Genomic DNA, 24,237 nt, shown 5'->3' on the forward strand with positions numbered 1-24,237 from the left:
ATTTACAAAAAATTCAATGATGCAACGTCCCGTTGCTAATTGATGTGGGACTAATAACTGCTGTGTACGTCGTGTGTTCCAGTGAGAGATGCGGGTCTTTGTGACCGCATAGGGCCGCGCGACGAATCTCTTGTTACAAGAAGACCGATATGTTCGTCAGGTGCACGCTGTTCCCGGGGGACGGAATCGCAAAGTTGCTACAACAGGGCAGCCATGATTCCGTAATTGAGTACTTCGACGATCCATACTCAGAGAGGATCGTTAGGACCGTTCCCTCCGCAACTGTATCTCGGGCGCGACTGCACAAGCAGACGCGGGTCTATCTGTTTGACCATGCGCGGAGGTGCTGGCGAATCGCACGAGTGGTAGTGGCGGACGGGCAAACGCTGCAATTGAAACTCCCCAACGGCTTATCGCAGATACGAAATGTCGAGGAGGTTTTTGTGCGGTGGGACCGTCCGATCCGCGACCCAAGCAGTTATCTGGCGAACTTCATCACGGAGACGCCGGGTTATGCATCAGGACGGGGGCCGTTCATGCGCCGGACGCTGAGCCTACGCGGCGGGTTTCAGGGTTTGTCAGCATATGCTTCGTCGCGGATCGAATTGCTGCAACACCAATACGAAGTTGTTCGCCGCGTCTTGTCGGACCCATGCCAACGCTACCTGCTTGCGGACGAGGTGGGGCTCGGCAAGACCATCGAAGCCGGGGTTATTCTCAGGCAATACGTCCTCGACTACCCGACAAATCATTTTGCCGCCATCCTAGTCCCCCCGCCTCTCGTTCAGCAGTGGCGCGATGAGTTAAGCAGGACCTTTCACCTATCCGACTTTCTTGACGATTCAATTTTTGTTATTGCATTCGACAATCCCGAGGCTATGGTCGCCGTTTTGCCCAAGGCAGGCATGCTGATCATCGACGAGGCGCATCAGGTGACGACCGGCTACGGATCAGACGACGCAAGCAAGAGTTCTTTGTTCCGCAATATCGCGTCCGCCGCTGCGCGCGTGAGACGACTGCTTTTGCTCTCGGCGACTCCGGCTCTTGGCAACGAGCGTACCTTCCTTGCCATGCTTCATCTTCTCGATGCCAGCCTGTACAAACTTGAAGACGAGGAGACCTTCCGCGACAAGGTTCGGCACCGGGTGCGACTCGCCGAACTCGTCGCGACGCTCGTTCCGGATAACGTGTTTCTGTTGGGGACGTCGATCAAGCAACTACGAGTGCTTTTTCCGCTGGACAGTCTGCTGGCGGACCTTTGTGATCATCTTCAGGCAATCGTCGACACGCTGCCCGACGAAGACGATTCCGAGCTCGGCGAGGCGCTTCGCGTTCTCCGGGCACACGTTAGCGAGACATATCGGCTGAGCAGGCGAGTGCTACGGAATCGGCGTGCGTCACTTTCCTTTCTTACGCCGAATCGAAGCGGGGTGAAACTCGTAAGATATGCTTCGGTTGCACGTGTCGAGATCGAGCGAAGACTCGAAGACTGGCGGATTAACGCGATAACGGATGCCAACTTGCGCGGCGAAGAAGTTGCTTTATCGTTCCAGTCCATCTTCTTGCGCTTTATTGACGCGTTCTTCTCTGACACAGCCAACCTACGCGATCTTGTATCTGCCCGCCTGCTTGAGATCAACGGGTGCTCTCACAGTGAGTCGCCATGCACGGCCGCCTTCTTTCCCGGCGAAGATGAATCCCTGCAAAAACTGCTTGCGGCGATCGGACCCGCAGTTCAGCACGTCGGGACGGCAGAAATCTCCCGGCTGGTTTTGGACCTCGCCGGCCAGCGTGGACAGAAAGTGGTCGTTTTCACTTCATCCGTTGCCTATGCAGACCAACTGTACGGCGAGTTGGGCAAACACCTGAGAACTCAGGTTGCACGTCATCGGGTACGTACACGAGATGGTACGGCGATAGACTGGGATGATTTTGATGATGCAGATGAAACCAAGTGGAAACGATTCGTCACTGATCCCGGATGTTTTGTTCTCGTCTGTGACCGGGCCGCAGAAGCCGGATTAAACTTGCAGGGAGGCAACAAGATCGTTCTCCATGCCGATCTGCCGCTGTCGCCAAATAACATCGAGCAACGGATAGGGCGAGTGGACCGCTTTGGTTCAGGAAGCCCTGTGCTTTCGTACGTCGGATTTTGCGGAGAAAGCGAGTGGGACAGGGCATGGTTCAGTTGCGTGACCAATGGATTTGAAGTGTTCGATCGTTCGGTAGCCAGTTTGCAATATCTGATTGATGAGCAAATGGCGGGTGTGAGAGCCCGGCTGTTACAAGATGGTCCTGAGGCACTTCGCGACCTCGAAAAGACCCTGGTCGATGGCAAGGCGGTACAGCATGAAATCGATCGCCTCGATAAAATGGACGCCCTCGATGCCATCGAGCAGGGGGACTCTGAAGATTTTGATCTTGTGGAAGAGTCAGACGCTGACTGGAAGGGTATCCGCGAGGACATGGACGAATGGGCAGTCAGAACCCTGCAATTTCAGCAGATCAAGTCCGGATCGTCTGACCTGGACCAGGTCGTCCGCTACCAGTACAACGGAGACGAGAAGGCGTTTGGTACGCTGCTGCCGTTGACGCGGTTTCTTGAATATCCGGGGTTTATCGAGGCGATCGATACAGAACAGCCCGGTGCGAGACAGCAGACCCCGCGTACGTTCGCCTATGCGTTCAGACGGCCTAGCGCACTCGCCCGTCACGCGCATGTTCTGAGGTACGGATCCGCGTTCTGGCGGGGCCTGGAACAGTTTTCACTGCTCGATGAACGTGGCCGGTCATCGGCCATGTGGAGATTTGTGCCCGAATGGAACAGCATCGATGTCGCGGATGTCTTCGTGCGGATCGACTTTGTCATCGAAACTGACGTAGCAGAAGCTTTCACTCTATCCAAGGACAGGGGGTACGGTGAGAGCAGTTATTTCGCGTTGCGGCGGCGTGCTGACGCGGCGTTCGAACCGATGGTGGTAACAGTGTGGCTCAATGCCGAGTACAACGAAGTCACAGACGAGGCGGTCCTTGAGCGTTTGAATGCTCCGTATCTGAAGATGCCGAGGGCCGGGGAGGGCCGGGACTTTAATCTGAGCGCTGAGCGATGGGATGTGGTCCGAAACCAAGCAATTCCGGCAATTGCGGACTGGTCCGTGCATGTCCTGCACTCACGGCGTCGCGCCGAGAATGGGTTGCGCGAGCATGATGATTTCCGGAACAAGGTTCAAGATGCAGCCAATGCGAGCCAAGCACGACATCGACTTCACGACGTCCAGAGGCAGGCACGGCTGGCTTTCATGGAGGCCAAGGAATTGGAGGTGGCCCGCGAAGCCGCGCAGTTCGAGGCGCAGCTGGACAACGCATTGTACGCAGGCGTTGCCAGGCCTGCGATCCGGGTAGATGCCATACAAGCCGTTTTTGTTTCGAACAGGTCGCTCGATGACCTTGCCCGAGAAGCGGCATGAGAGAGTTCGGCTTTTCTGAATTGCAGGCGGCGCTGTTGCAGTGGCCGACGGAATTTCCGTTTTCCGAGTTTAAGGTGCAGGGCACCTACGAGCGGATCAGCCAGATCCTGTCGCAATCGTCGAGCGGTGGTCTTGCCAAGAGTGACATGATGCCGCTGATTCGCCAGATCCTGCTGCAACAGTCGCAATCCAGCAGCCTGAGCCAGATCCTGGTGCCAAACCATCCGGCGTGGCCGTCGTTCGGCGAGTGGACCGAATGGGGCGTATTCGTGATGCAAACGCCGGACGGATTTGTCCTTTCCGCCGAGCGCTGGCAACCTGAATGGCTCGAAGCCTCTTCGACGGGCATTTTCGACAGGGCGTTTTCGACGGATAGCCCGGCGGTCACCCAAGAATGCGACACGGACCCATGTGTGGGCCTCGCGACGGGATTGCGACATTACAGGTCGCGCGGACAACGCGAGGCTGTGCGAGCGTCTTTTTTTGCTCCGCCGGGAAGTACCCTGATTGTCAATCTCCCGACTGGAAGCGGAAAGAGCCTGGTCGCACAGATTGATGTTCTTCTCGATGGTCGCGAGGGAAACATGACGGTTGTGGTCGTGCCAACGGTGGCATTGGCAATCGACCAGGAACGACAAATGCAGGAGCGCTTGGCAGTTCATCCGGGCAGGGGTGAACTTTTCGCGTGGCATGCCGACCTTTCGCCTGAGCAAAAGCAACAGTTCAAGGAACGAATCCGCCGAGGGCGACAGCGAATTCTCTTCGCGGCTCCCGAGTCTGTGTGTGGTGGCCTCGCCTTTGCACTCTACGATGCCGCCCGTTCTGGTTTTGTTCGTCGCCTAGTCATCGATGAGGCGCATCTTGTCGCCCAGTGGGGTGATGAATTCCGCCCGTCATTCCAGATGCTTGCAGGCTTGCGGAACGGACTGCTTCGGGTCATACCGGACACATGTGAACCCTTCAACACGCTGTTGCTGAGCGCGACGCTTGCAGGGGAAACGCTGGAGACGCTGGCTACTCTTTTTGGGCCCGTCTCACAGGTTCAAGTTATTTCTGCCGCGCAACTTCGACAGGAGCCTGAATACTGGTTTCATCGGGCTCAATCACGGGACGAAAAGCTGGCGAAACTTCTTGAGGCAGCCCGGCATGCGCCGCGACCGTTTATTGTCTATGTGAGCGAACGGTCCGACGCGGTGGGAATAGCGCGCTCGCTGCGGTATTCGCTCGGCTTGACGCGCGTTGCGCATTTTCACGGTGAGACCACTGCCGCAAACAGAAAGTCGATCATTGATGAGTGGAGCACTAACAGACTGGATGCCATCGTCGCGACATCTGCTTTCGGCGTAGGAATCGACAAGACTGACGTACGTTGTGTGATCCACGCCTGCGTCCCGGAAACGCTCGACCGCTTTTATCAGGAAGTCGGCCGGGGCGGACGTGACGGCCGCCCGTGCGTATCACTTTCGATCTACGACGGTGCAGATATTGACACGGGACGAAGCCTTGGGCGAACTCGAGTCATTGGCGACGAGCTGGGTCAGGCCCGCTGGGAGGCTATGCTCAGATCTTACGAAGCGCGTGGCGAGGATCGGTGGTCCATCGACATTTCGGTCGTTCCGAGTCATGGCATGCAACAGAGCGACTATAACAAGGCTTGGAACGTTAGAACTTTGATATTGATGGCCCGGGCCGGGGTCATCGAACTGGATTCCGATTTTCCCGAACGGCCCGTGCAATTGCCTGGAGAGACGGATGACACCTACGAAGCCCGCCAAGAAGAGGCCGCGATTCAATATTTCAACAGGGCGACAATTCGCATTCTCAATCCGCACCATCGAGAAAAGGGTGTCTGGACGAACGAGATTCAGGCGGCGAGACGTCGCGGTGAGCAGAGTACGGAGCGGAATTTCAAGCTCCTGCTTTCAGTACTGAAAGGCGAAGTCGAGGTGTCAGACGCGCTGACCCAACTGTATGAGGTTGACAGTGATCGGTGGCGCATCCCCGTCGGAGGAGGGTGCGCCGGTTGTCCGGTGTGTAGAAGAAGTGGCCAGAGAAGATTGCCGACATCCACGCCAACTGTATCTCTCGCCATGACGCGTAGATTCGATACAGCAAAGTGGAGCAAGTATTTTAGTGGACGCTCACCAGAGAAGTTTCTTGTAGTGATGCCTGACCTGTTGACACAGTCTGTCGCAGCCCAGGTGGTCAAGGCAATGTCGGCAGTCATTTCAGTTTTTGACGTCGCCGAGGTTAACTTGACAAACCGGGAGTTCTGGAGAGGAGTCAAGGGGTATAGCGAACTCGCACGACGATCACGATATAGGTTTGTCATCGAGAATGACATAGACGCAGGAGACACGTACCTTGTCAATCAGCGCTTTCCGGCTGTTTCGATTCTGACGTCTCCGGCGGAAGAGATGCCTCTTGAGATTCTCGCTGTTCACAAACCGTTGCATCTGCTGTTCGTCTCAGAGAGTCTCAACGACCCGTTTGTGCCAGGCAGACGGATGGTTGATGTCTGGCCAAACCGCATGGGTCTCGATCAATTCGTCAAAAAATTGACGACTTAGGGCGGACAACGTGCTGTGTGGAAGATTTGCGCAGCCTTTATCGAACGCACCGAGGCGTTCGACTAACTGCTCACGGACAGAGAAGAGTCGGAAATGGCAATATTGAATATGGAAAGCGATGGGATGCCGGGACAGGTCTTCATCGCGCTTAAGGCACTGGTTGCGCTTGGCCCAATGACAAAAGACAGGTTGTTTAGCATATGCGCACCGGAACTCGCAGTCGACCCGAAACGTTTCCGCTACGCCGTGGCGAGATGGACCCAACTTGGCCTATTTGTTGAGAACGACGGCAAGTTGCGTGTTGCGTCGGAGTACAACTGGCTGTCTAACCTGGAGCACGATGAGGCGGTCCGACGGATGCCGTCAGTTGTGCGCGAGGTTGCACTCAGCGAAATAAACAACAGAAACTTCTGGGATGCAGAGTCTAATCTGAGCGCGGATTTTACGCGGGCAGCTGCCTGGATTCTCGCGCAGGATATCTACACACTTCCTTCTTCCGCTGAGCAGATCCAGGTTCTGGAAAGCGTGCAGGTCGGGAATGAGGCGAGAAGGGTGCTGCAGAACGACACGCGCTGGAATGGCTTCAAGCATTGGTCGGTGTTTATGGGCTTCGCCTCCGGCGACAGTCCGCTGACCGTTGACCCCACGGTTGCGGTTCGCGATTCGTTGTCGGGAATATTTAAGGACCGGAGTACGTTGCCCGCTGTCGATTTTATCGAGGCGCTCGCAACGATACTTCCGGTGCTCGACTTTGGTAGCTACCGCCAGTTGGTGGAGTCGGAAATAAAAAACTCCGAACTCGCGTCGCGTGCAGGGGATGCGCTGTCGACGTCACTGTCTCGCGCCTTGAAGCGTCTCGAAATTGGCGGGGTGGTTGGTTTCGAGATCCGGGCGGATGCGAAGCAGGGGTACAGTTTTACGGGATTTGCGGGCAGGCCGTGGGATCGATTCACGCACATCACGTATCACGGAGAAGCATGATGACACTTGCAAACTGGTGGCCCTCGAGCGCAGCGATTAACGACTGCATCAAACCTGAGGCGGAATCCGCAGAGGAGTGCCTGCTGCTTGCCGTTCATCAAGCGATGGATCTAACGAAAAAGGCAACCTTGGAGCGGACGGAAGACGCCGCTACCGAACAGGATCTGCTCAGCTACTTCCTGACTGATGACCTGCCTACGGGTACGCTCATTCTGCCGCTGAGCGGGCCCTCCGGATACGGTAAGTCACATCTGATTCGATGGCTTCACGCGCAACTCAGGCGTAGTCCTGAGGCGCAGCACGCTCACATCATTCGCGTGCCGAAGAGTGCCAGCCTGCGAACCGTAGTCAAGCAGATTGTGGATGCGCTGGATCCGGAACAGTCTCCGGAAATATATAAGGCCTTTAACCAGGCGATTCCGGATTTTCAGCCACGTGCGGCCGCCAACCGTTTGCGCGCTGAACTGCAGAACGTACTTGAAGAGCGGTTCCGGCAACTTCGGTTGCAGTATTCGCCGGATAGCGCTGATAGTCAGAAACAGCTAACCGACCTGCATCACCTTAAGAACCTTCCTGGCCTCCTAGGAGACGCGGTTTTTACGGATCGTTTGCTCGGGCAGGAGGGGGAAGCGTCGGACCTCGCTCCCCTAATCCGACTCGTGCGGCGCGCGACCGGGGCGAAGACCGCAGATAGTTCGGTGGATGACCGTGTGCCACAGTTCGAACCAAGCGATCTTGATATGCCGATCGGCCTCGTCAGCCAGGCGTCTGCAAAGGTCAAAGGATACTATTTGACCACCATCGACGGCGCCAACGCAGAAGGGCGGGCCCGCGCCGTGAAAATACTGAATGAAGCTGTCGATACGGCTGTGGGCAACAGTTTTAATCTCAGCGCAAAGGGCGGGTACTCCCTTCAGGACGTCATCCTGGACATCCGCAAGCAGCTTTTCAAGGACGGAAAGGAACTGATCCTTCTGGTGGAGGACTTTGCTGCACTTACGGGCATTCAGGAGGTGCTTTTCAACATCTGCATCCAGGAGGCCATACGGGATGGCAAGCAGGAGTTGTGCTTCATGCGCACGGCGATCGCGGTCACGGACGGTTATCTTGACAAATGGGAAACCATTCGCACGCGGGCGAAGTATGAGTGGGCCATTCGACCTACGGATGAACGCGACGGAGCCGTTGTATCGCGCGCTGTCGATCTGGTCGGCAACTACCTGAACGCCAGCCGTCACGGAATTGATCAACTCCGGCGTATGTTCAGTACCGTCGACAATGAAAGTGTCGATTCGGGCGGCTGGCTGACGGCATTCAGCGCCGAAGATGATCAGACGTCGATCATTTCCGGGTTTGGCTATAGCTCGAGAAAATACGCACTGTTTCCTTTTAACAGGGAAGCCGTAGCGGCGTTCTGCGATCGTTATCTGAGAGTCGGGGGGCGGCTTTCATTTAACCCGCGCGCGGTCATCAACTACATATTGAGGCCGCTGCTTCTTGATCACCGGGCTTCTTTCGACGATGGCTCCTTTCCGGAGATGATTGCCGTAGCGACGCCAAGTGCTGCCATAGCGGAGTTTGTCTCGAAACAACGTCTACTAAATAGCCAGCAGCGCGCGCAGTACAGGAGCCTTCTCGCGAACTGGGGGGGGAATCCGGAGGACGATGAAGGGCTGCACGTGCTCAATCCATCCGTGCTCACCGCATTCAAACTGCCGCCGCTCGAAGCTGTGTTGCGTGAACCAGGCGGTTCGGAGCAGGAAGAGGGGGAGAAAGATGTAACGGATGGAGACGAAGATAGAGACATCGATGCCCCGCAAGAAGACCCCAAGGTTGTGGAGTGGAAGAAACGGCTTCATGCATGGCGGGAGGGCGTCGAACTCGACATGCAAAGCGCGCGGACCATCAGGAATGCCTGCGTGAAACTGGTGGACGCCATGTCAAACTGGACCCTGAGTTCGCTGTCTGGGTCTGACGTCAAAAATCTGTCGCCAAAAGCCTTCCAGATTCCGAGCGCGCGAGGAAATCAGGAACATCCGATCGTCGTCAAAATCGCTGATACGAGCGAGGACCCCAACGGGTTTCTCTTCAAGAGCCTGCTCGCTATCGTCCGGTGGGACCTAGAGGGCAACCAGTGGAGCTACCCCGAAGCGGACGAGGATTCCGTATATGCCTTCCAGTTGGGGCAGAGACTTGCTTCCGAGTATCTGTCCCAATCGAGGGCAATTGCAGACTCCGCTCTGACAACCGTATTGCCGGCTCTGACGATGCAGTCGCATGCCCTTGGTCTGACTAGCGTGAAGAAAGACTCTACCGGGACAGAAAACGTCGAAGCGCTGCTCGCACAGATACTGACACCGGCAGTCGAGGCGCCAATCACGTTGTCGGGGACTGGCTGGGCATTGCTTCGCAGGGATTGCTTTACCTATCGCAAGGGGCTGATGGAGCAGTTTTTCCGTCGGGCGATGTATTTTCAGGGTGACACCGGTAAGACCCCGCTGGCGCTCGACGTGACTCGAATCTGGAGGTTGATGCGTGAACTGGACGTATACGCGATCGGAGTGCTCGCGAAGGATCTCGATCGGGAAAAGGGACTGGACAAGGAGCTTGTTTCGCACATCAAGCAACTTGGTTCCAGTCTGAGGCCGCTTTCCGGCCAGTTTTACGCTGAGCTTTGCAGATGGGGCGCGGAGATGACGGAATTGCTTGGCGAGGAAACGAACAAGGTGGAGTTGTACGCGGAACTCCGAGCCGTTTACTCAGACGCGATGAGAATTAGTGTCTGGCCAGAGAATGTCGATCAGAGCAGCATCAAAGAAATCCTGAAACAGTTCAATGCGTGTCCCCTGGCGGAGATACGGAGCCTGTACGTCGACGCGCAAAGGGCCCAGACGGAAGCAGCTCGTATCGCGGTACTCGGACGTGTGAACCCCAAGGAGTTGCAGGACACGGCAACGGTGATGTCGACCATATCCCGATTTGTCTCCAGCATGAGCAACCTTGTCGAGACAAGGCGCAAGGCCCTCACGGGACTGGACAAGAAGCCAGTTATCGAAGAATTGCTACAGGAACTGGATGTGATTGCAACGGACATGGCGGTGCTGCATGCGGTCGACGCAGAGACCGCACCTCAAGGAGTCCACTCATGACCTTGCTCGAACAGGCGAGAACCCTCAAAGAGGGATTGGGATACCTGGAGACGGTTAGCGATAACGGAGAGGAGGTCCGAGAACTCCACGAGCAAAAGCGGACTCTTCGCGCGCTGACCGAACCGTTGAATCTTAGCAGGCAGAGCGTTCTCCGACTTCGTTCCGGAAATGTTCAGGTCGAGTTGCCCGAGAGTTTGGTCGGAGAGGTCGTCAAACTGGCGACTGATGTACGCAGGAAAATGGAGAAAAAGCCGGGTCCCCAAACTTTGAAGTCCGGCAAGGAGTGGTCCACTTTGCTGGACAAGATGCGGACGCTAAACAAAACGCTGGAAGCTTCTGGGAAATCGGGATGGAAAGCGTACGTCGTGGAAAAGATCACCAGCGACCCGCCGGGGACGATAAAAAGTCGTACGGCCGATACAACCGAAAACAGGCAACGGATTCGGGAGTATGAGGTGATTTATACCCGACTGCAGCAGATCGGTCAGAGCCTGCCAAGTGATGTCGCTGCCATCAGCGAGGTCGAAACGCTTTCCCTTTCGTTGTCTGCTGCATACGGAAAAATTGATTTCGATGTTCCCGAGGCCGTGAGACTTTTTCTGGATGGGGCTAACAGCGCCACGGGCGCACCGTTGTCTCTGCTCACGGAAGAGGTCTTGGATTGGCTGAAATGTCGGCAAGAGGATGGCTTGTATTCGGTCAGGGCACGCGTCAATTAATTTATGGATAACGTTACGACTCTCCTGATCGCCTGCCTGGACGCCCTCGAGCAACGCGAATTGCCTCTTCTGTCATGGGGCATCGTCGACGCAGCCATAACCCACGATGAGTTGGTTGAACTGGTGGATCCACTTCTCTCCGACGCCATTCGGAGTGAGATGGACGCGTATTTCGACGCGGATGGGGTGATCGAAGATCTGGTTCGGCGGGCACTTATTGTATGCGTCGATGACAGCGAGCCCCGGTACCGGTCACGCATGGCAGAAACGATTAGACTCGCCCGCAAACTTAGGCAGTGGTTTCCGAAGCATGGCACCGACGGCGGATGGGTTAATGCTCCCGCGCTTGTTGCCGACTATCGGTTTCGATGGAGGAGGCGGGAATATCCGGACCGCAGGCTTACGCCGGAGGAGCTTCTGCCGGAGATCGGCGATGTCCCGTCTTTCACGGTGTCTATAATTCGCGCTTTGCTGCAGGCGGATGCGGGTCCGATCAGGCTCGCGCAGTTCCAGGTAGACGCAACTTCCCGAATCCTCAGGTCTCTGCGTTCCGGGAGTGCTGCGGGGACCATCGTCTGCGCGGGAACCGGAAGCGGGAAAACCATGGCGTTCTACCTGCCTGCTTTGTCCCATATTGCGCAAATTCTCCAGGACCGTTCCTCGAAGCGATGGGTGAAGGCGATAGCCCTGTATCCGAGAAACGAACTGCTCAAGGACCAGTTCAGTGAGGTCTATTCCCAAGCGCGACGTCTCGACACGACCCTTGCTTCGACAGGCCGGAAGCTGGTCCTGGGGGCGCTCTTTGGCGATACACCGACATCGGCGCGGTACCTTCCGAAACGATGGCGTATGGTCGGTGCTGATGCTATCTGTCCATACTTTTCGTGCCCACGTCCGGGGTGTACCGGTTCGATGCTCTGGCGTGAAGCGGATCGCTCGCGCGACATCGAGAGGTTGTGCTGCGATACCTGTGGCCACTGCGTGGCCGAGGATGAATTGATTCTTACCCGCAGGCGCCTTGCTGAACAGCCCCCGGATATTCTCTTTACAACGACGGAGATGCTGAACCGTCGTATGTCGGACTCGCGTATTCGCCATCTGTTCGGACTCGGTCCGAAGGCGCATCGGGCGCCCGACCTGATGTTAATGGACGAAGTCCACACCTACGCCGGGTTCCACGGTGCACACGTCGCATATCTCATGCGTCGATGGCGTGGCGCACTTCGCTCGGGAATTCATTTCGTCGGCCTGTCGGCAACGTTGCGCGAAGCGCCCGAGTTCTTCTGTCAACTGACTGGTCTGAAGCCGGAGCAGGTGTCCGAGGTTTCGCCGTCTCCTGGTGACATGAAGAAGGAGGGCGCTGAATATACGCTCGCGTTGCGTGGCGATCCTGTCTCGAGAACCGCGCTACTTTCGGCGACCATTCAGACTGCAATGCTCATGGCGAGGACCCAGGACCGGCGGGGCCAGTCGGTAAGCGAAGGTGCGTACGGCAGCAGGGTCTTTGCTTTCACAGATGACCTTGATGTCAATAACCGGTTGTTCTTCAGTATGCTGGATGCGGAGGGCAGAACGCAGAACTCCCGTCGCGAGCTTGATCGGCGCCGACATCCGAACGGACCACTTGCCCATCTTCGGCGTTCCAGTTTATCAACGTCCCAATTCGAGAACGGGCAGGACTGGAGGATAAGCGAGTCGATTGGCCATGACCTGTCCGTCTCATTGCAGGTTGATCGTACGAGTTCGCAGGACGCCGGTGTCGACCGCGACGCTGATATCGTCGTCGCGACAGCGTCGCTTGAGGTTGGATATAACGATCCGGCTGTCGGCGTTGTCATCCAGCATAAGGCTCCTCGGGAAGTCGCGGCCTTTTTGCAACGACGAGGCCGCGCAGGGCGGCTGCGTAGCACGCGGCCATGGACGGTGGTTGTGCTTTCCGACTACGGTCGCGACCGGCTGGCATACCAGGCTTACGAGCAACTGTTTGATCCGGAGTTGCCAAGACGGGTACTTCCGCTCGCCAATCGATACGTACAGAAGATGCAGGCGGTCTTCACGCTTATTGACTATCTTGGCGTCCAGTTGGAACAGTCCCGTTTGCACTATCACGTGTGGACACTGCTGGGTAGACCCGGAGAACGTCAGGCGGACATTGACCTTCAGACACGGATTGCCCATCTGATCACGGAAATCCTCGAGAATGAGGGTGCGCAAGAAGCGTTAGCTCGACATCTTTCTCGCGCGATGAAGCTGGATCGCGATTCCGTCGAGGCGCTGCTGTGGGATTTCCCGCGTCCGTTGATAACGGCGGTGCTGCCCACCGCGCTGCGACGCCTCCAGTCGCAGTGGGCACGCATGGGTAGACCAAAGGAAGACCCGTCGGCAGGGGCAGGTCCACTGCCGGAATTTATCCCTGAGTCTTTGTTCGCCGATCTTAACTTGCCCGAAGTGGCGATTCACCTGTTTGGTAGTCAGGAAGACCCTGAAACAATGCCTGTCCTGCAGGCGATGCGCGAATTTGCGCCAGGACGGGTTTCGAAAAGATTTGGCCACAGGTACGGTACTGAGCACCATTGGTGCGGGCCCGAACATCTGTCACCTGAACTGAATCAACGCTTCGATATCCTGTCATGTATGGAAGGATATCTGCTTGGTAATTTTCAGTATCTCGATGGTGGGGAGACGAAGAGTACACCGGTATTTCGGGCAATGCGTCTGAATGTCTCGGCACCGCCGCGAGACCTTGGCACCACGTCTAATGCGTTTCTGGAATGGCAGACGCAGCTTGTTCCAGGGGGGCTTCCGTCTATGTTTCCTGTGCCGCGCTCGTCGCGACTTGCAGGAATCGTCAGGTCGGCCGTGTTCCATACCCATCGTGAGCAGTCCCCGATTGAAGTTCGGAGATTTGCGCGCCGCTCGCGGGCCAGTTTACGGTTCACCGATGGTCGAACCGAGGAGCGTACCTTTTCGTTTGCGCTCGACGATGCAGATATCGCGATCGGTTTCACGCTGAGTGTCGACGGCCTGAAACTGGACATCAACGTTCCTGACGGACTCTACTGTGACACGAACGCGGATTCGTCAGAAAAATGGCGCGCCTTGCGGACCGCGCGCTACTTCGATCAGGCGTGGTCCGGCGAAATGCTGGCGAATGTCGAGAGTCCATTTTCGAGGGATTGGCTGGCACGCGTCTATCTCGGCGCACTGGTGTGCAACGCGTTGGCGGTGAACTGCTCACTTGAGCAAGCGAGTGTCATGCTGGACGAAGGGCGGGCGGAAATGGGGCTCATCGCGGTACTGGAGACCGTATTCCAATCGACGCAGATTGATGAGGAAGAGGCATCGTACGGCGATGCCCAGGGACCAGAGCGACTCAGGCATGATCTGATTGCGTTCCTGAGCGACGTAAGCGTGCTGGAAGAGTTGAAAGCCCTTTCGGCGGTCCTCTGGCGACCGATCGACAGTTCATGGCAGCAGTGGCTGAAATTGCGCTACCTGACGACCTTGGGCGCAGCGGTACAGGATGCCATTCAGTCTCTATGTCCGGAAATTGACACGGACTCTCTTTTGGTCGACGTGGTGTCAGAGTCAACTGTTACGGAAACTCAGGGTGCTGTTATCTGGGTGACTGAAACGATGGTAGGAGGAGCCGGACTCATCGAAAATCTGCTGGTGCGTTACGGAGAGGATCCGGGGAGGTTCTATGCTCTCATTGAATCTGCGCTGCAGGCCGGCGAGTTTGAATTGGTGGACCAGCAACTTGGTCGTGTGGTCAATCTGCTCGCGGTCGAATCGGCTGACGCTGAATTAACGAAGGCAGCGGCGGAGTGTCGCGACGCAGTCGGACTGGAGAATAGCCGTGCCGCCTTTGACAGTTTGAGAACCATGCTCGTCAGGCATCAATTCCTGCCGAGCCACGCCTTTCTAGCGTCGCTTAACGCCCGCATCCTGAGGCCCGGGAGTTCGCGGGTCTCTGACACCTTTCTGCACGACCTGCTGACTGACTGGCAGATATCCGAACAGCGCCTGGGGATCGAGATCGACGCGCAACTCATGGCAGCATTTGCCGCGAGGAATGATCTTCCGGACGAACTTCAGGACATGCTCGGAGAGGTGGGCATGTCCGGTGGCTGGAAGACGGGAATGATCTACGGACTACTGTGGCCTCGTGGAAGTCTGGTAAGACAGCAGCGCCTGTCGATTTATAACCCGTTTAGCCGCCTGCCGAGAACTGAACGTTTGCTCGTAGCCGACTCTATTCCCGAGTGGGACGTTCGCATAAATGTCGCACAACCCGAATGGCAGCAGCACTGCGAGTTAGTTCTCGCCGAGCGCGGATTTGCTACTTTGACCTGTGCGAAGGGAAAGGAGGAAGAGCTACAGGCAGCGTTTCACGCTCTGATGCTAAACCCGGTCGACGCCGGAGGCCTTCATGTCTATCCGGCGCTGGTCGCGATGCGGCAAAGCATGTCGGCCATCGAGGCCGATATCCGGCTTCCTGAAGTGGAGGTGAATTGATGCAATCGCGACGGATATTCAAGTCCGCGACAGCCAGCCAGCATGAAGTGCGCGAACTCTTTCAGTTTGTCTTTCTCGGTGAACTTCTCAATCCCGGGAGTGCTACTTGGCTTGTCAGCCCATGGATCAGCGACGTTCCGATACTTGACAACCGATCGGGCGCTTTCAATCTCGTCGAGCCTGACTGGGGAAGCCGCGAGATAACCATATCGGAAATGCTGCTGTCGCTTATGCGACGCGGGCAACCGGTCAGTATCGCGACCCGAAGTCTCGATCATAACAAGCGCTTTCTGTCGACGATGCGCGAGAAAGCCAGGAATTCAGGTGTCAATTCAAAGCTGTGGATTAACGACGGCGCAGACGCCTTGCATACAAAAGGGCTGTTGACCGACCGGGCGTTGCTCTCAGGCTCCATGAATTTCACCTACGGAGGGTTCGAATTGAACGACGAGGTGATCTCGTTTGATGTCGACCTGCAGCAGATTGCGGAAGCACGACTTAATTTTGACAAATATAGAACCGGCTAGGACAGAACGTGGCAGATCTCCAAAACTTTATGCCTTCGATGGACTTGGGAGCGGTGATGCCCGGCGAAAGTAGCTGGCTCGGAGCTTACATTGCACAACTCGACGGGTCCGGTAACGCGGTGCATGACCAGAATGTTGAAGGCGTTCGCCTCGCCGGGTCGGAGACTTGCGCATGGCTGAAATTCTGGGCGAAGGCCCCGGCCACCCGTCCTCTGGTTTTGCCCCTGTCTTTCGACCATGACGGGACAACCGCATGGCTCGCTTGCGCTGACAGTCATCTGCTCGCGAACGAAATGTGCGAGGAGTTGACCGCGCATGTTGGCCTCGCCTATACCGATTTCACGCCGGTGGGCCGGGTTGCCATCCCGCATGATGCGCTGACGCAGATTGCTGTCGACCGGTTCAAGTGGGTCTACAGGTTTGAAGGACGCGGCGGTCGTGAGAACGAACCGGTCTGGTCGATGCTGGGTATCTATCGAACTTCGCTAGAGAGCCGACCGGAGCGTTATCGTCTTGCGCCTCAAACGTTTGGTTCAATCAAGCTACGTTTTGAGAGAGCGATCGCTGCGGGAGACGAGCGGCAGGCCTATCGACTACTTGAGGAATTGAAAGGCACCGGTCGCCTTAATGCGCAGAACGAGCGGTTTCTCGAAATTCATCTGCTCGCAGGACTTGGACGCTGGTCGCCGATGGTTGCGGGGGAGACAAAGCTGCTAGCTCTTCGTGATCTCAATCTTCCCCGGCAGACCCTGGGCGAGGCGGTCGAAGCGTTGTATGTCCACTTTCTGGCGCGACACGAGAATGACGCCGATCTCGCCGCTGCGACGGCGACGTTTAATGAGTACGTCCGGCCGCGATTCGCGTGGCTGTTCAGGGCGAGGAAGAGCATCACGCGCCCGGCAGTATTGAAGGCGTTTGCGCTGAATGAACTTTCACGGGAAAGACCCGATCAGGAGTTGCTCACAACGTTGCGGGCCGAGCTCGAGCATTCTGACGAGTCCTCGTTGCCGCAGTGGTTTCCCAATCTGCAAGCGGGCGTCAAGACTTCCGACAGTCTGTATGAAGCTAACACCGCGTTTGAGGATGCTGAATACGAACGCGCGATGACTTTTTTCAAGCGCGCGCCGGTCAGTCAGGATGTGCTGCAACGCATCCTGGAGTGCGCCGCCGAAATAGCGACCGTGGAAGCAGCACGCGAAGCGCTTGATGCGTTGGGCCGTTATCCCGCCGCGATGCAGGACGCTTTAGGACCGCGTTATACGAAGAAGATCGCGCGGTTTCACAAATCATTGGACTCTGCACAGTCTCTCGTGGACGAGGGAGCAATCGCTGACTGGAGTGGTTGGGCACGCGCCGTGAAGGCCGGACTGCCAAGCCTCGATGCATCGCGTCTGGCGACGCAGAAAGCGGAAGAGTGGCGGCTTTCCGACTACAGTTCTAACCCCGAGGCTGTCGCAGCCTTCATGGCGGAAGTCGAAGACTACGAAGAAACGGTCTTACGCACCTACGTCAGGTCGATACCGGCCATTCTGGACTTCTTTCGTGAGGGCACCGGTGTGCCTGAAGTCCAGCGCCTTTACCAGACGCTGCTTACGCTCATTCTGCTGGAAGGCAATGACGGGTTGGAAGAACTCGATTCGGTACAACGAATAACAGCAACGCTGCTCGAGTCGGGTATCCCGGCTGCCGACTACCGTGGCCTAGTCGATGATATGCAGGAGTTACTTGCGCGGGTTGGCTCTCCACGCTACATGAATTGGGTGTTCGACATTGTAGAGTTGTTTGCTCTGTTCCCACGTCCTGACAAGGAAGCGCCGCTAAGGCTGTTTTTCGCTCTGCAACAGATCGCTAGCCAGTACCGTCACCGTCTGAGGGTGGATCAGTGGCGCGGACTGGAACTTCTGGCACAGGATTTCGACCAGCTTCCCGCAGTCCGTGAGTTACTGGCTGAACAAGGTGAGGAAGGCGAGCGTGGTGAGGGCGATTTCGCGCACCTGGCGAACAAGTCGGTAGCCATTTATACGCTGACTGAATCAGCCGGGCAGCGAGCCATACAGATCCTGAAGTCGCTGGTCCCCCTGTGCCGTCTTGAGTTGAACTCCGATTATGTTGCGACTACTCGCCTGAAACAGTTGGCAGCAAACAGCGATGTTTTCGTGTTCGCGTGGCGTAGCAGTAAGCATCAGGCCTATTTTGCGATCAAGGATGCGCGTGGCAGCAGGCCAAACCTGCTGTTACCCGAAGGGAAGGGATCTGCGAGCATCTTGAAGGTCTTGAGCGAAGTGGCGGTCTAGCGGTACCGAAGGTGTCCCGTCGCCTTTTGCCTTATTCTCGCGCGCCGGGGGGCTACCCTTGGACATAGAGGTCACATGCGTCGCCGCCTGCCGTGCGTTCAACGCGTACTCGGGTGACTTCTGGAAAGGAATCCCTGATCTTTCGGAGAATGAAAGCGCACAGGCTCTCAAGGGTGGCCGGCCCGAGTTCCGGGATGTCATCCAGGAAACGGTGATCCAGTTGGTTGCGAACTCGCTCGATGGCCTGATTCAACAGCCCCAGATCGACAATCATGCCAGTCTCCGGGTTGGGATTCCCGCGTACGAAGACGTGAGCATGATATGTGTGGCCGTGGATGCGGCGACTTCCCTCCTGATCGATCTCGCGATGCAGGGTGTGAGCGGCATCAAAGAAGAAGCGTTGGCTTAGCTCGAAGATCATGGGATGGTTAAAACGTTCTAATTTTATCGCGTGGATGCTGCGGGCAAGCTGCTTCGCGCCGTGATGCAGTTGTCGCGCGGACGACCTGCAGTTGGTCGCGGAGCATCGCCGTGACCTTGGGCATCGCTATGCGGTTCTCGTTGCGAAGGCACGATGTCCGTTGGCTCGAAGCTCACAGGCCGGGCACTGACCGCATCCGTAGCCCCAATCATGACTGTGCGTGCGGTCGCCGAGATAGCACGTGTGCGTCTCTTTACGAATCAGATCAACCAGTGCGTCGCCGCCCAGATCTGCTGCCATTTGCCATGTGTCAGCCTTATCGATCCACATCAACGGAGTTTCAATAATTAACGGCGAGTCCATTCCCAACGCAAGCGTGACCTGAAGCGATTTGAGCGTATTGTCGCGGCAGTCGGGATAGCCGGAATAATCCGTCTCGCACATACCTCCAACCAACGAATGAAGGTCACGGCGATATGCGATAGCGGCTGCCAGAGTGAAAAACAGCAGATTCCGTCCCGGAACGAACGTATTAGGCAACCCGCTTTTCTCCATCGCAATTGCCTTGCCTTGCGTAAGCGCAGTGTCGCTAATGGAACCGAGGACGGACAGATCTAGCAAGTGATCGCGACCCAGCTTTTCGCCCCACGACGGAAAATCTTGTCTCAGGCGGTCAAGCACGGCGAGGCGACAGTCGAGTTCGACTGCGTGTCGCTGTCCGTAGTCAAACCCCACCGTTTCAACGTATGTGTACCGGTTGAGCGCCCAGGCAAGACAGGTAGTCGAGTCTTGGCCGCCCGAGAATAGAACAAGTGCACGTGTCTTCATCATTGCCTCCGGATATTAGGCGTTGGCTACCCGCCGTGGGCGGCGCAGTTCCTTCTTCAGTGTTCTAACTAGGAAATTGGTGAGCAGGTCGATGTCACTCGGGGTATTCTGTATTCCGTTCCATGGCCGCTCGTCGCCGACTGCAAGACGCCAATTGCCACTCGTCCACGCCGTATACGGCTTTAAGAGGTTGAGGCCCGCTGCGAATTGATCGCGTGTCTCCGCACCCTCGCTCGAGTACAACAATTCCATGACAAAGCCCAGTGCGACCAAGCCTGCGCCATGGCGAAGCCGGGATGTCTTGGGGCTCATGCCCACCCATTCACTTCCGAAGACCGCTGTCACGGCTTCAAAGAACTCATTGATGAAATCAAAGGCGCGGTCCTCGTAGTCTCCGTCCTTTATGAATTCCCGAATGGCGCCGTCAGAAGTGGAGTTCATGACAAGCTTCTGCATGGCGGTATCGCTAATGACGCCCTTGGGATTGGTGTGTTGGCGGATTTCTCCGCGTAAAGCTGAATGTCGGGAAAAGTTCAGACGGTCGACGATACGGGCTGCGAACTTTCGGGCGGTGAAACGCGCGGGCAAGCCTTCAACGGAAGGCAGAAGTTCGTATATGAGCGTTTTAGGTAACGGCCGCGTGTTGTTGATAAGCACGAATTGCTGACGCAATTCGTTATAGTCTTTGCAGATAAGTGCGGAGACGAACACCTGAAATCCTGGCTTTTGTAGGCCCGAAAGTGCGGAAAGTCGCTGCTGGCCATCTACAACGAAGCCTGGCTTTCCGTCCTTTGTCTTGATTTCGACCTCGACAATTCCGTCGGAGAGTTCACGCAACTTGACCCCGCCAATAAAGGCAACGATGACCGCGTTGGGAAGCAGCGCGTCGGTGCGACCCAGATAGTCACGAATTTCCTTGATGTGCGACGCGATCTGATGCCGCTGAAAGCCGCGCAACTGACCATCTTCCTCTCGCCCGACGCGTTCGATCTCTGAAAACGCGAGGATCTGTTCCGGGGTCGCCGCGAATGAAAAGACGTCGTGCTCCGGGGCTTGCGACGCACGAATGGCCTTGAACTTGTAGGTTTTCACGACAGATTCCCCAAGGTCTTCTGTAAATGTTGGTGATATACGCGCAGGTTGTGAAATCCGCGTCGCTTGTTTCTGTTACTTGATCTGAAGATGATCACTTCGACGCCAACTGATTTGCAGATCTCGCAACGACAGTGTTTCCACGGCGCGTCTTCGAGGGTGCGCTCCACCAGCGTGCGAGTGCGCATCAAGTCTCGCTCATGCTTCTCGGGGGGACTGCCATCACCCAGCGTGAGGAAGCGCTGATAATCCATAACCGCGTCGAGTGCGGACTTGACCTTTCCGCCTTTGGCGTCAAGAGCACGCAAAGCCGACAAGGCCTTCTGTTCCCGCCGCTGGAGATCCTCGGCGCTGAAAATGCCACGCTTGATTCCTTGCATTAGCCTGGGATTTTCGATCGCCTGCGGAATGCGGACCGCTGCATAGTAGGCAAGACCTGTCGAGTTCGAAGGCATGTAGTAATTCGATTTAGCATCCTTGAAAGCGCGGATCAAAGGCGACGTCGAATCGAAACTCGTGATGTTGTAACCAGTGAACTCGTGTATGGCTTCCGCCTTTGCAAATCCAAGCAGATGGATGTTCGTTTCAGGTTTTATAGCCTTACGAAGGGCTCGCAGGACCTGATGGATCACATCGACTTTCAGGGGAACGAGCCCCCCGATTGCAAGATATCGATACCCCATGCGTTCAAGCGTGACCGCCGCTTCCGCGATGCTCGCTGGCGACCAGCCTTGAACCGCGCCTACAGGCTCGAACGGCTCGCCTTCCTGGCGGGTGATCTTCAGGAATTCCTCTGCATTCGACAACGTGATTTCGAAACGTTGACGCACCGCGTCGGACATAGCGTCCGCAGGCGGATTCGTTGTGTCGCAGTCGAAGATGATATGGTCTGGTGAGACACCATGCGTAAATTCTGCATCGGCATAAAAGTCAACTACCTCCTGCGGAGAATAGGCTGGCTTCTCGTGCTCGACGTAGGCGAAAGCTCCGCAGTCACCCAGCAGCATGGCATCTTTGTGGTCAGGACCGCCGTATCGAAGGAATTTGCGCACGCCGTCGCGCAACATCCGCTGCTCTTCGGCCGTGGAATAGCGAACCTTTGATTTTGCGACGCCGTCTGCCTGCCGGACGGCGCTCATCGACACCAACAATCCGTCGTACGGTGCCGGTCGCAGCAACTCATGCGCGTAAGCGTCATCCCAATACCGGCGACGCCCGGGGGCATGGCGGTCTGCCAGGAAATCGTATTCAGGATCCACATAGTCCTGAGTGTCTGAATAGAGGAATTTCATGGCCGTACGCTGGTGTAGGCTTTAACTAACGCGTCCTGCAATTTCTTTATATCTCTCGGTGTGTTCTGGATCTCATTCCATGGCACTCCGAGCGTGTCCCAGACACCCTCTGTCCAACGACAGGCAGGCGCTACCTTCTCGACTTCTTTTCGAACGGTCTTGTAGTCCTCTCCGTGGCCGGCGATTCTCGCGTAGATCCGGTCCATCAGAACGCCCATCGCCTCGATTCCCGCTGAATGCATCAGCCGGCTGTTTCGTGGATCTGCTCCCCAGGCCTCTGGGAAGACGTCCTTCACTGCAGTCCAAAAGGTTAACAAAATGCGGTACATGCTTTCTACATCTGCGCCTTCACGGCCAGTTGACTTGTACGGGGAGAGAGCCCCTAGAGGATTGTTCATGCTGTTTCGAATCATTGTAATGATCGCGGTGTCGGTGATTACCGCGCTACTACCGCCTTTATCAGACGCGCGTTTGATGAGCTTGCAAAAAGGCGAGTCATTGTCGCGATTTAGCAGATTGCAGATTTCGGACGGTACTTTGCGTGCGCTCAACTCTCGTGGTAGCAGGACTCCACAAGTTTCTGGGAGCAACTCGTTAATCAGTCGCGTAGGGAGAGGCTTTGCTTTGTTCACCAGGATGAACTGCTCCCGTTGCACCTCAAGGTTGTCAGACACAAAGCCGACCACGGGAACCGAAATTTCCAACTTTTCAACTTGCGCCAAGGCCAGGGAGCGCTGCTGCCCGTCAACAATCCACGCGACGCGGTGACCTTCGTCATAAACGGGAATGGAAAGTGTGCCTGCCTGGGCTACTCCGTCATCGCCAGTAGGCTTTGTGCCGCGAGCAGCTGAGAAATGAACCTCGGGCGACATCGCCAGGATGATGGCGTTAGGAAAGAGTACGTTTCCTTGATTGAGGTAGTCGACGATACCTTTTACGTGGCTACGAATCTCTGGCCGCTGAAATCCTCGCAGCGCATCTGCCTCATCTCGCTCGATACGTGAAATATCGGCGACACGGACGACGTCTGTGCCCTTGATGAAAAATGCGAACACATCCAGACCATCGCCCTGTGTCGTCTTCAGAGCCCGGACAACGATTTCATGTTTAGTTGTTGCCATTACTGACGCTCACCGGGGAGGTCATTCTTCACCTGAGACCAGATACCTTGGAACCGGCGTTGCTCGCAAGCGACCAAGGCCTCATCGCGGAGGTAGCGCAACAGTTGGGTCGATGCACCCTGAAATCGGCCCCAATTGTCGCGTAGGAGCGCGGCGATTTCGTCGTCGTTCATCCTGGTCCGAGGGGGCACTGTACGTTTGCTCAAGCGATGCATAGATTGAGCGACGAGTTCGGCCGCAATGCCAATGTCAAGTTCATGTCCCGACAGATCTTCAACGAAGTGCCTCATCGCACGCTGTGGAAAGTCGGTTCGCGTTCCGGGCAGACGAGAGGTTTCGAGCCGTTCGTCATATGGCATCACGACGTGCTGGACTGCAGGTGGCAGAATTGTCCTTCCATGCAAAGACGTGAATATTCGCAATCGTGTTATCTGCTGAGGGGTCAACGCCGCCAGTTCTTTTCCGATCAGGTTCAGATAGCTGCCCGGGAGGGCCAGCATCACAAGGCAGTCATCTGTGTCGCAAAACACCGACTGCAATGTTCGGCGCGGACCAAATTGCAGCGTAAGCGCACTCCACCAATCGCTCGCATTCGCGTCAAAACTGGCCAAAACGGGTGCGAGCGAATTGCGTCCACTTGCGACCGTGAGATCGTAATTAGGGATGCGTTCGTCGGCTGATACGATGCCGAGTCCGGCGGAAACAATCCTTAGCCCTGCACCGAGGGCGTTCGACACCCGCCTCGCCTCCGAGAACGACCGGCCGACGTACAACTCATCGGCTCTGTGGTTGGGGGCAGTCGATCGCACCGCTTCGAACCACCTCCGGGCGACTCCGGCAAGCGTGCGCCCAGAACTGACTGCAGCCAGCGAAATCGCCTGACTGCCGGCGCGTTTTCGACCGGTACAACTGGTCAGGACGATAGGGGATTGGGCGAGCATAACTACATTGTATAATAGACGGATCGGGATGGAAACTGCGAGACTAGTGGTCGTGGGCCGCTGCAGTTATGCTCGGAAACTTTGTTGCGGTTGCCCAGAAACTGCGCCATGAAATTGCTGCGCTTGGATGTAATTTCGGACCGCATCACATAGACCGCCGGTCCGCTTGCGGCCTTGCTGATGCTCGACGGGCCCATTGTGTAGCAGTCGAATGTCCCACGTCGCCTTGGCGATCCGCCGCGCCGTTGAAGTCCCTAAGTTGGCAGCTTTGGCCTCTCCAATTGCGCGGCGGCTAGAGCAATATTTTAATTAATGGG

14 protein-coding genes are annotated in these 24,237 nt (G+C 56.4%); 8 read left to right on the forward strand and 6 right to left on the reverse strand.

Features of this window, described 5'->3' with window-relative positions; all coding sequences use genetic code 11:
* Positions 1-149: 149 nt before the first annotated feature.
* The 8 genes from dpdE to dpdD all read left to right on the forward strand — a co-directional run bounded on the left by dpdE (position 150) and on the right by dpdD (position 18,225).
* On the forward strand, positions 150-3,467 hold the full coding sequence (gene dpdE, locus B0G71_RS00385; RefSeq protein ID WP_116139013.1) for a protein DpdE: 3,318 nt from the start codon (positions 150-152) through the stop codon (positions 3,465-3,467).
* The gene (gene dpdF / locus B0G71_RS00390) at positions 3,464-6,037 is read left to right on the forward strand and encodes a protein DpdF (RefSeq protein WP_116139015.1); all 2,574 of its coding nucleotides are present in this window, start codon (positions 3,464-3,466) and stop codon (positions 6,035-6,037) included. Before dpdE ends, dpdF begins: the two co-directional genes overlap by 4 nt.
* 93 nt (positions 6,038-6,130) lie before the next feature.
* On the forward strand, positions 6,131-7,018 hold the full coding sequence (dpdG, locus tag B0G71_RS00395; RefSeq protein ID WP_116139017.1) for a protein DpdG: 888 nt from the start codon (positions 6,131-6,133) through the stop codon (positions 7,016-7,018).
* Entirely contained in the window at positions 7,015-10,167 is a 3,153-nt protein-coding gene (gene dpdH / locus B0G71_RS00400) for a protein DpdH (RefSeq protein WP_147308637.1), read from the forward strand. The genes dpdG and dpdH overlap by 4 nt, the downstream gene beginning before the upstream one ends.
* A complete protein-coding gene (locus tag B0G71_RS00405) occupies positions 10,164-10,886 on the forward strand; it encodes a hypothetical protein (protein ID WP_116139021.1) in 723 nt (240 codons plus the stop codon). Before dpdH ends, B0G71_RS00405 begins: the two co-directional genes overlap by 4 nt.
* A gap of 3 nt (positions 10,887-10,889) precedes the next feature.
* Complete coding sequence (gene dpdJ, locus B0G71_RS00410; protein WP_116139023.1) at positions 10,890-15,404, forward strand: protein DpdJ; 4,515 nt, start codon at positions 10,890-10,892, stop codon at positions 15,402-15,404.
* Positions 15,404-15,931, forward strand: coding sequence for a phospholipase D-like domain-containing protein DpdK (gene dpdK, locus B0G71_RS00415; protein WP_116139025.1), 528 nt, complete (start codon positions 15,404-15,406; stop codon positions 15,929-15,931). Before dpdJ ends, dpdK begins: the two co-directional genes overlap by 1 nt.
* A gap of 8 nt (positions 15,932-15,939) precedes the next feature.
* Positions 15,940-18,225, forward strand: a complete 2,286-nt coding sequence (dpdD, locus tag B0G71_RS00420) for a protein DpdD (RefSeq protein ID WP_147308638.1) — start codon at positions 15,940-15,942, stop codon at positions 18,223-18,225.
* Positions 18,226-18,277: 52 nt separating this feature from the next.
* On the opposite strand, the gene B0G71_RS00425 is transcribed toward dpdD, so the two are convergent.
* The 6 genes from B0G71_RS00425 to B0G71_RS00450 all read right to left on the reverse strand — a co-directional run bounded on the left by B0G71_RS00425 (position 18,278) and on the right by B0G71_RS00450 (position 23,716).
* The gene (locus B0G71_RS00425; protein WP_116139029.1) at positions 18,278-18,646 is read right to left on the reverse strand and encodes a 6-carboxytetrahydropterin synthase; all 369 of its coding nucleotides are present in this window, start codon (positions 18,644-18,646) and stop codon (positions 18,278-18,280) included.
* A gap of 126 nt (positions 18,647-18,772) precedes the next feature.
* Positions 18,773-19,474, reverse strand: coding sequence for a 7-cyano-7-deazaguanine synthase QueC (gene queC, locus B0G71_RS00430; protein WP_116139031.1), 702 nt, complete (start codon positions 19,472-19,474; stop codon positions 18,773-18,775).
* A 15-nt stretch (positions 19,475-19,489) separates the two neighbouring features.
* Positions 19,490-20,566 (reverse strand): DGQHR domain-containing protein DpdB, encoded by a 1,077-nt coding sequence (gene dbpB / locus B0G71_RS00435; RefSeq protein WP_116139033.1) that lies wholly within the window; start codon positions 20,564-20,566, stop codon positions 19,490-19,492.
* Positions 20,563-21,858 (reverse strand): tRNA-guanine transglycosylase DpdA, encoded by a 1,296-nt coding sequence (gene dpdA / locus B0G71_RS00440; RefSeq protein WP_116139035.1) that lies wholly within the window; start codon positions 21,856-21,858, stop codon positions 20,563-20,565. The genes dbpB (B0G71_RS00435) and dpdA overlap by 4 nt, the downstream gene beginning before the upstream one ends.
* Positions 21,855-22,979 carry a DGQHR domain-containing protein DpdB gene (gene dbpB, locus B0G71_RS00445; RefSeq protein ID WP_116139037.1) on the reverse strand — a complete coding sequence of 375 codons (1,125 nt, stop codon included), beginning with the start codon at positions 22,977-22,979 and terminating at the stop codon, positions 21,855-21,857. Before dbpB (B0G71_RS00445) ends, dpdA begins: the two co-directional genes overlap by 4 nt.
* Positions 22,979-23,716 carry a hypothetical protein gene (locus B0G71_RS00450; protein ID WP_147308639.1) on the reverse strand — a complete coding sequence of 246 codons (738 nt, stop codon included), beginning with the start codon at positions 23,714-23,716 and terminating at the stop codon, positions 22,979-22,981. Before B0G71_RS00450 ends, dbpB (B0G71_RS00445) begins: the two co-directional genes overlap by 1 nt.
* Positions 23,717-24,237: the final 521 nt, after the last annotated feature.

It is taken from the genome of Paraburkholderia sp. BL27I4N3 (genome assembly GCF_003386115.1).
GTDB lineage: Bacteria > Pseudomonadota > Gammaproteobacteria > Burkholderiales > Burkholderiaceae > Paraburkholderia.